The sequence below is a fragment of the Streptomyces sp. NPDC018031 genome, assembly GCF_044327625.1.
Classification (GTDB): domain Bacteria; phylum Actinomycetota; class Actinomycetes; order Streptomycetales; family Streptomycetaceae; genus Streptomyces.
This window is the reverse complement of the sequence record NZ_JBIRFT010000013.1, coordinates 210,031-218,656: the sequence shown is the minus strand read 5'-3', so window position 1 is coordinate 218,656 and position 8,626 is coordinate 210,031. Positions and strand designations below refer to the sequence as shown.

The 8,626-nt window shown below is 74.4% G+C and carries 1 protein-coding gene and 1 pseudogene; both read left to right on the top strand.

The window, feature by feature from the left end; all coding sequences use genetic code 11:
- Nucleotides 1-1,175: KR domain-containing protein (locus ACH4B3_RS25650; RefSeq protein ID WP_398466463.1), on the top strand; the 1,175-nt coding region annotated here is incomplete at its 5' end.
- 64 nt (nt 1,176-1,239) lie between these two features.
- Nucleotides 1,240-8,601 (top strand): annotated as a pseudogene (locus ACH4B3_RS25645) (SDR family NAD(P)-dependent oxidoreductase); the annotation flags it as partial.
- Nucleotides 8,602-8,626 lie beyond the last annotated feature (25 nt).

Genomic DNA, 8,626 nt, shown 5'->3' with positions numbered 1-8,626 from the left:
CCGACCTCGGCGCACACGTCACCATCACCGCCTGCGACACCACCGACCACCACGCCCTGGCCGACCTGCTCACCACCATCCCCGAAGCACACCCCCTCACCGCCGTCATCCACACCGCCGGCACCCTCGACGACGGCATCCTCACCAGCCTCACCCCCGACCGCCTGGACACCGTCCTCCAACCCAAAATCGACGCCGCCCTCAACCTCCACCACCTCACCCACCACCTCCCCCTCACCCACTTCACCCTCTTCTCCTCCGCCTCCGGCATCTTCGGCGCCCCCGGACAAGCCAACTACGCCGCCGCCAACACCTTCCTCGACGCCCTCGCCCACCACCGCCACACCCACCACCAACCCGCCACCTCCCTCGCCTGGGGACTGTGGGCCACCACCAGCAACCTCACCGACACCCTCAACACCACCGACCACCAACGCATCCAACGCGGCGGCATCAACCCCCTCACCGACCACCAAGCCCTCACCCTCCTCGACACCACCCACACCCACCCCCACACCCCCCTCCTCATCCCCATCCACCTCAACCCCACCACCCTCCGCAACCACACCACCAACCACCCCCTCCCCCCACTCCTCCGCAAACTGGCGCCCACTTCCCGTCGTGAAGCGCCGGCGGCACCGGAGGCCGGGTCCGTCCGGGAGCGGCTGGCGGTGCTTCCCTCCGCCAAGCAGCACGAGGCGCTGCTCGCCCTGGTGGTCACGCACGCGGCCGCCACCCTGGGGCATGCCGACGGTTCGGCGGTGCCCCCGGACCGTCCGTTCAGCGAGCTGGGCTTCGACTCGCTGACCGCGGTCGAACTCCGCAACCGGCTCAACGCCGCCACCGGGCTGCGGCTGCCCGCCACCCTGCTGTTCGACCAGCCGAACCCGGAATCGCTCACCGGCTATCTCCGGGCGGAGATGTTCCCCGATCCGCCGGACGCCTCCGTGGTGGTGGGTGAGCAGCTCGACAGGCTGGAGGAAGCGGCGCTTTCCCTGTCCGGGGACGGTGATTCGCTGCGGACGGTGCGTACGCGCCTCCAGGGAATCCTGTCGAAGCTGAACACTTCTCTTCCGGCGGCCCCGGATGCCGCCATCACCGAGCAGATCCGGTCCGCGTCGGCCACCGAGATCCTTGAATTCATCGACAAGGAAATCAGGCACACCGCGCGTTGACTCCCCGTTGCACCGATCGTCGAAGTGGGTTGATTTTCGGATGACGCAGGCAAACGAAGACAAGCTCGTCGAGTACCTCAAGTGGGTCACCACCGACCTGCACGAGACCCGGCGACGCCTTGAGGAGGTCGAGTCCAGGACGGCGGAGCCGATCGCCGTCATCGGGATGGCCTGCCGTTTCCCGGGGGGTGTCGATTCCCCGGAAGGGCTCTGGGAGTTGGTGGCCGCGGAGCGGGACGCGCTGTCGGAGTTCCCCACCGACCGCGGCTGGGACCTCGACGGCCTGTACAGCCCGGACGCGGACCGGCCGGGCACGTTCTACATCCGTGAGGCGGGATTCCTGCACGACGCGGCGGAATTCGATCCGGGATTCTTCGGGATTTCCCCACGGGAGGCGCTGGCGACCGATCCGCAGCAACGGCTGGTCCTGGAAACGGCCTGGGAGGCCTTCGAACGGGCGGGGTTCACCTCGGAATCGTTGAAGGGCAGCCGGACCGGCGTGTTCACGGGCATGATGTCGCACGACTACGCGGTGCGTCTGCAGACCGTTCCGGAGGAGTTCGAGGGATATCTGGGGAACGGGAGCGCCACCAGTGTGGCTTCCGGGCGGGTGTCCTACACGTTCGGGCTGGAGGGTCCGGCGGTCACCGTGGACACGGCCTGCTCGTCGTCCCTGGTGGCTCTGCACCTGGCGTGTCAGGCGCTGCGTGCCGACGAGTGTTCGCTGGCGCTGGCCGGCGGGGTGACGGTGATGTCGACGCCGGGCATCTTCGTGGAGTTCAGCCGGCAGCGCGGGCTGGCCGCGGACGGCCGGTGCAAGGCGTTCGCGGCGGCGGCCGACGGGACGGGGCTCTCCGAGGGCGTCGGGATGGTGCTGCTGGAGCCGCTGTCCGCGGCGCTGCGGAACGGGCATCCGGTGCTCGCCGTCGTCCGCGGGTCGGCGGTGAACCAGGACGGTGCCAGCAACGGGCTGACCGCGCCCAACGGTCCGGCCCAGCAGCGCGTCATCCGCCAGGCCCTCGCCAACGCCCGGCTGTCGCCGTCGGACGTCGACGCGGTGGAGGCCCATGGCACCGGGACCACCCTGGGCGATCCGATCGAGGCGCAGGCGCTGCTGGCCACCTACGGTCGTGACCGGGCGGCGGAGCGGCCGTTGTGGCTGGGTTCGGTGAAGTCCAACATCGGGCACGCGCAGGCGGCGGCGGGGATCGCCGGGGTCATCAAGATGGTGATGGCCCTGCGGCGCGAGTCGCTGCCGAGGACGCTGCACGTGGACGCGCCGTCGCCGCATGTGGACTGGGCGGCCGGGGAGGTGCGGCTGCTGACCGAGACGAGGCCGTGGCCGCGGTCGGACCGGCCCCGGCGGGCCGGGGTCTCCTCCTTCGGAGTCAGTGGCACCAACGCCCATGTGATCCTGGAACAGCCGCCGGAGAACGACGTGCCGGAGCCGGAGGAGCGGGAGGCGCCCGCGCCGCCGGTGCTGGTGTCGTCGGCGGTGCCGTGGCCGCTTTCCGGCCGCAGTGACGCGGCGGTGCGGGAGCAGGCGGGCCGTCTGCACGCGTACCTGGCCGGGCGGCCGGAGCCGGGGCCGGCCGAGGTGGGCTGGTCGCTGGCCACCACCCGTACCGTCTTCGACCGGCGCGCCGTGGTGATCGGTGGAGACCGGGAGGAGTTGCTGCACCACCTCGGCCGGCTCGCCTCCGGTGAGCCGTCCGCCCAGGTCGTCACGGGGCCCTCGGCTCCTGCGGGCAAGACGGTGTTCGTCTTTCCGGGGCAGGGGTCGCAGTGGGCGGGGATGGCGGCGGACCTGCTGGACGCCTCGCCGGTGTTCGCCGCGCAGATCGAGGCGTGTGAGCGGGCGCTGGCCCCGCATGTCGACTGGTCGCTCCGTGACATGCTGCGGCAGGCCGAGGGCGCGCCGCCGCTGGAGCGGGTGGATGTGGTCCAGCCGGTGCTGTTCGCGGTGATGGTGGGCCTGGCCCGGATGTGGCAGGCCGCCGGAGTGGAGCCGGACGCGGTGGTCGGGCACAGCCAGGGGGAGATCGCCGCCGCCCATGTCGCCGGCGCCCTCACCCTGCCGGACGCGGCGGCCGTGGTGGCCCAGCGCGGCAGGGCCCTGGCCCGGCTCTCCGGGGCGGGTGCCATGGCGTCCGTGCCGCTGAGCGCGGCGGAGACCGAGGAGCTGCTCGCCCGGTGGGAGGGGCGGGTGACCATCGCCGCCTACAACGGGCCCACCGCGCACATCGTCTCCGGTGGTCCCGCGGACGTCGAGGAACTGCTGGACGTCTGCGCGAAGCAGGAGGTACGTGCCCGGCGCATTCCGGTGGACTACGCCTCGCACTGCGCCCGGGTGGAGGCCGTGGAGGGGGATCTCCGTGCGGCGCTGGCCGGTCTCGTGCCGCGTACGCCGACGGTGCCGCTGGTCTCGACGGTCACCGGGGAGTGGGTGACCGGCCCGCACCTGGACTCGGGGTACTGGTACGACAACCTCCGCCGTCCGGTGCGGTTCGGTGACGCGCTCGAGGTGCTCGCCGCCGAGGGGTACCACGTCCATGTCGAGGTGAGTCCGCATCCGGTGCTGGGGCACGCCGTCGACGCCGCTTCGGACCGCGGGCAGGTGGTGGTGATCGGCTCGCTGCGGCGGGACGAGAGCGGTCCGGACCGCTTCCTGACCTCGCTCGCCCAGGCGCACTGCCAGGGGCTCGCCGTCGACTGGCGGCGGCTGATCGGGGAGCGGGACGCGCGCCGCGTCGAGCTGCCCACCTATCCGTTCGAGCGCCGGAGGTACTGGCTGGAGGCCACCGGGGCATCGGGGGACGTGGCGGCGGCCGGTCTGGAGACGGCCGGCCACCCGCTGCTGGGGGCCGCGGTGCAGCTCGCCGACGAGGACGGTCATGTCTTCACCGGCCGGCTCTCGCTGTCCACGCATCCGTGGCTGGCCGATCACGCGGTGCTGGACACCGTGCTGCTGCCGGGCACCGCTTTCGTGGACCTCGCCCTGCACGCCGGGGAGCGGGTGGGCCACCCGCATCTGGAGGAGCTGACGCTGCTCGCCCCGCTGGTCCTCCCCGAGCAGGGTGGTGTGCAGCTCCAGCTGACCGTCGGTCCGGCCGGGCAGGACGAGGGGCGGCGCACCGTGGCCGTGCACGCCCGCCGGTACGCGGCCGGGGACGACGGGGCGGAGGTGCCGGAGCCGTGGACCTGCCATGCGGCCGGCACGCTCACCGCGTCGGCCGAGGGGGCCGCGGGCGCGGGCGGGGTGCCGTCCGGGAGCTGGCCGCCGCCGGGCGCCGAGCCGGTGGACGTGACCGAGCTGTACGAGCACCTCGCGGAGAACGGCTACCGGTACGGGCCGGCGTTCCAGGGGCTGACGGCCGCCTGGCGGTGCGGTGACGAGGGGTTCGCGGAGGTGGCGCTGCCGGAGGGGCCGGCTCGTCCGGCCGGCCGGCACGCCATCCATCCGGCACTGCTGGACGCCGCCCTGCACGCCATTCCGCTGACCGCCCCGCCCGCCGGGGCGGCCGGGGCGGAGCCGGTGGAGGCCCAGCGGCTGCCGTTCGCGTGGCGCCACGTCGGGCTGCGCGCGACCGGGGCCGCCACCGTGCGGGTGCGGCTGACCCGTACCGCCGGGGACACGGTGTCCATCGCGCTCGCCGATCCCGAGGGCAATCCGCTGGCGAGTGTCGAAGCGCTGGTCACCCGGCCGTTCACGGCGGAGCAGCTGGCGGCGGCGGGCCCGGTGCCGGCCGCCGGCCGGCACCTGTACCACCTGGCGTGGGAGGCGCCGCCGTCGCCGGCCGGCGGGCCGGCCGCGGCGGGTCCGGGTCCCTGGGCGGTGATCGGTGACGACCCGCTGGGGGTGGCGGCGGCGTTGCGGGACGGCGCCGCGGGGGAGGTGGCCGTCCATGGTGATCTCGACGCGCTGATCGCCGCGGTGGGCGCCGGGGCGGCCCCGCCCGGGGCGGCCGTGGTGTCCGTGGTGGGGTGGCAGGAGGCCGAGGGCGCGGCCGGCGGCCCGCCGGCCGCGGCGTCCCGGACGGCGCATCAGGTGCGGGCGGTGGGGTGCCGGCTGCTGGAGTGGGTCCAGCGGTGGCTGGCCGAACCACGGTTGGCCGGCACCCGGTTGACCGTGCTGACCCGCGGGGCGGTCGCCGCCGGGCCGGACGACGCCGCACCGGATCTGGTGCACGCTCCGGTGTGGGGGTTCATGCGCTCGGCGCAGGCCGAGCATCCGGGCCGTTTCCGTCTCGTCGACCACGACGGCCGCCCCGGCACCGACCCGGCACGGCTGGCTGCCGCGCTCGGGTCGGACGAGCCGCAGCTGGCGCTCCGCGGCAACGCCGCGCTGGTCCCCCGGATGGTCCGGGCCTCGGCCGCGACCCGGGCGCTGTGCCCGCCGGCGGGGGTGGCCGCGTGGCGTCTGGAGAGCACGGCCCGCGGGTCGCTCGACCGCCTGGCGCTGGTGGCCTGCCCGGAGGCGGCCGGGCCGCTGGGCGAGGGGCAGGTGCGGGTTGCGGTGCGCGCCGCCGGGATGAACTTCCGGGACGTGCTCAACGCGCTCGACATGCTGCCCGGGGGCGGTCCGGTGGGTGTCGAGGGGGCCGGAGAGGTGGTCGAGGTGGGCCCGGGCGTGGCCGACCTGGCGCCCGGGGACCGGGTGATGGGGCTGCTGCCGGGGGCGTTCGGCCCGGTCGCGGTCACCGATCACCGGTCGGTGGTCCGGATGCCGCGGGGGTGGACGTACGAGCAGGCCGCCGCGGTCCCCGCGGTCTTCCTCACCGCCTACTACGCGCTGGCCGACCTGGCCGGGATCGGTCCCGGCAGCTCGGTCCTGGTGCACGCCGCGGCGGGCGGTGTCGGCATGGCGGCGGTGCAGTTGGCCCGGCACCTGGGGGCGGAGGTGTTCGGTACCGCGAGCGAGGGCAAGTGGGACACCCTGCGGGCGATCGGGCTGGACGACCGGCACATCGCGTCCTCGCGCTCGCTGGACTTCCGTGAGGAGTTCCGCACGGCCACCGAGGGGCGTGGGGTGGATGTCGTGCTGAACGCGCTGACCGGCGAGTTCGTCGACGCTTCGCTGGCGCTGCTGCCGCGCGGCGGCCACTTCCTGGAGATGGGCCGGACCGATCCGCGCGACGCGGCGGAGGTCGCCCGGGAGCACTCCGGGGTGGCGTACCGGGCCTTCGACGTGAACGAGGCGGGACCGGACCGGCTGCGGGAGATCCTCGGCGAGGTGGTGTCCCTCTTCGAGAGCGGGGCGCTGACACCGCTGCCGGTGACCACCTGGGACGTGCGGGACGGTGTGCGGGCGTTCCGGTACATGAGCCAGGCGCGTCATGTCGGCAAGGTGGTGCTCACCATGCCGCCGGCCGCGCCGTTCGGGGACCCGGAGGGGACGGTGCTGGTCACCGGGGGCACCGGGGCGCTCGGCGCCCGGGTCGCGGCCCATCTGGCGGGCCAGGGCGCACGCCATCTGCTGCTGGTCAGTCGCCGTGGGCCGGAGGCGCCGGGCGCCGCCGAACTGCGGGAGCGGCTGGCCGGGCTGGGCGCCGAGGTGACCCTCGCGGCCTGCGACGTGGCCGACCACGACGCCGTCGCGGCGCTCCTCGGCACGATCCCCGCGGAGCGTCCGCTGACGGCGGTGATCCACACCGCGGGGACCCTCGACGACGGGATGCTCACCGGTCTGACGCCCGATCGGCTGGCGAGCGTGCTGGGCGCCAAGGTGGACGCGGCACTCAACCTGCACCATCTGACCGAGCGGTGCCCGCTGGCCCGGTTCACGCTCTTCTCGTCGTCCGCGGGGGTGCTGGGGGCGCCCGGGCAGGCCAACTACGCGGCCGCCAACGCCTTCCTCGACGCGCTCGCCCACCACCGTCACGCGGAGCGGCGGCCCGCCGCGTCGCTCGCCTGGGGGATGTGGGCCTCGACCAGCGGCATGACCGGCACCCTGGGCGCCGCCGACCGTCGGCGCATCCGGCGTTCGGGGGTCGGTCCGCTCACCGACGACGAGGCGCTGGCGCTGCTGGACACCGCGCACGCCCACACCGCGGAACCGCTGCTGGTCCCGGTCCGGCTCGATGCCGTCGCGCTGCGGCAGCGGGCCGCGGACGGCACCCTGCATCCGCTTCTCGGCCGGCTGGCGGCGTCTCCGCGCCGTACCGCCGGGGCCGCCGGGGCCGTCCGCGCCGACGCCGGTGCGCTGCTGGCGCGGCTGACCGAGCTCGACCCGCCGCAGCGGCACCGGACGCTCCTGGACCTGGTCCGCGGCCATGCGGCGGCTACCCTCGGGCACGCCTCGCCGGAGGCGATCGGGGCGGACCAGAGCTTCATGGAGGCGGGCTTCGACTCGCTGACGGCCGTGGAGCTGCGGAACCGGCTCACCGCCGCGACGGCGCTGCGGCTGCCGGGCACGCTGCTGTTCGACCACCCCACGCCCACCGTGCTCGCCCGGCATCTGGACGGCGCGCTGGCCATCCCGGCTCAGCGCGGGGACTCGCCGCGGACCGCGGATGCGACGGGCGGCGGCGAGTCCCCTGCCGGGCTGCCGCCGGCCCAGGTGCCCGCCGAGGAGGCGGTGGCGGTGGAGCCGCCGCACTCGCTGGCGTCGCTGTTCCGCCGGGCCTACGAGATCAACCAGTTGCCGCGGGGCATGCAGCTGATGCGTGCCGCCTCCTACTTCCGTGAGGGGTTCGACTCGGTGGACGCGATGGGGCCGGCGCCGGAGCCGCTGCGGCTGGCGCACGGCGCCGTGGATCCGGTGGTGCTGTGCCTGCCGACGGTGGCCGCGGTGGCGAGCCCGAACCAGTACGCGCGGTTCGCGGCGCACTTCCGCGGCGCCCGCGACGTGTGGTTCCTTCCGCTGCCGGGCTTCGCCGGTGCGGAGCGGACCGCCTCGTCCCTGGACGCGCTGCTGGAGTTCGAGGCGCGGCAGGCCCTGCGCTGTGCGGGCGGTGCGCCGTTCGTGCTGGTGGGGCACTCCGGCGGCGGGTGGGTCGCGCACGCGCTGGCGGCGCATCTGGAACGGGCCGGCACGCCCGCGTCGGCGGTGGTGCTGGTCGACGTCTATCTGTACGGGGACGAGGCGGTGGTGCCGCTGGAGCGTCAGATGACGGCGGGCATGTTCCAGATGGAGGAGCGGTTCGGGCTGCGCATGGACGATGTGCGGCTCACCGCGATGGGCTGCTACCTGCGGATGTTCGCGAACTACACGCCGGAGCCGGTCTCCACTCCGACGCTTTTCGTGCGGGGCACCGACCATGTCTCGGCCGAGCTGGCGAAGACCCTGGGGGACGGGGACTTCCGCCCGTCGTGGCATCTGCCGCACACGGCCCTGGACGTGGCCGGCGATCACTTCACGATCATGCAGGAACACGCCGCCGCGACGGCCGAGGCCGTGGACTGCTGGCTCACCGCCACCTTCTGAGTACCGACCGAACACGAGTGAGAGG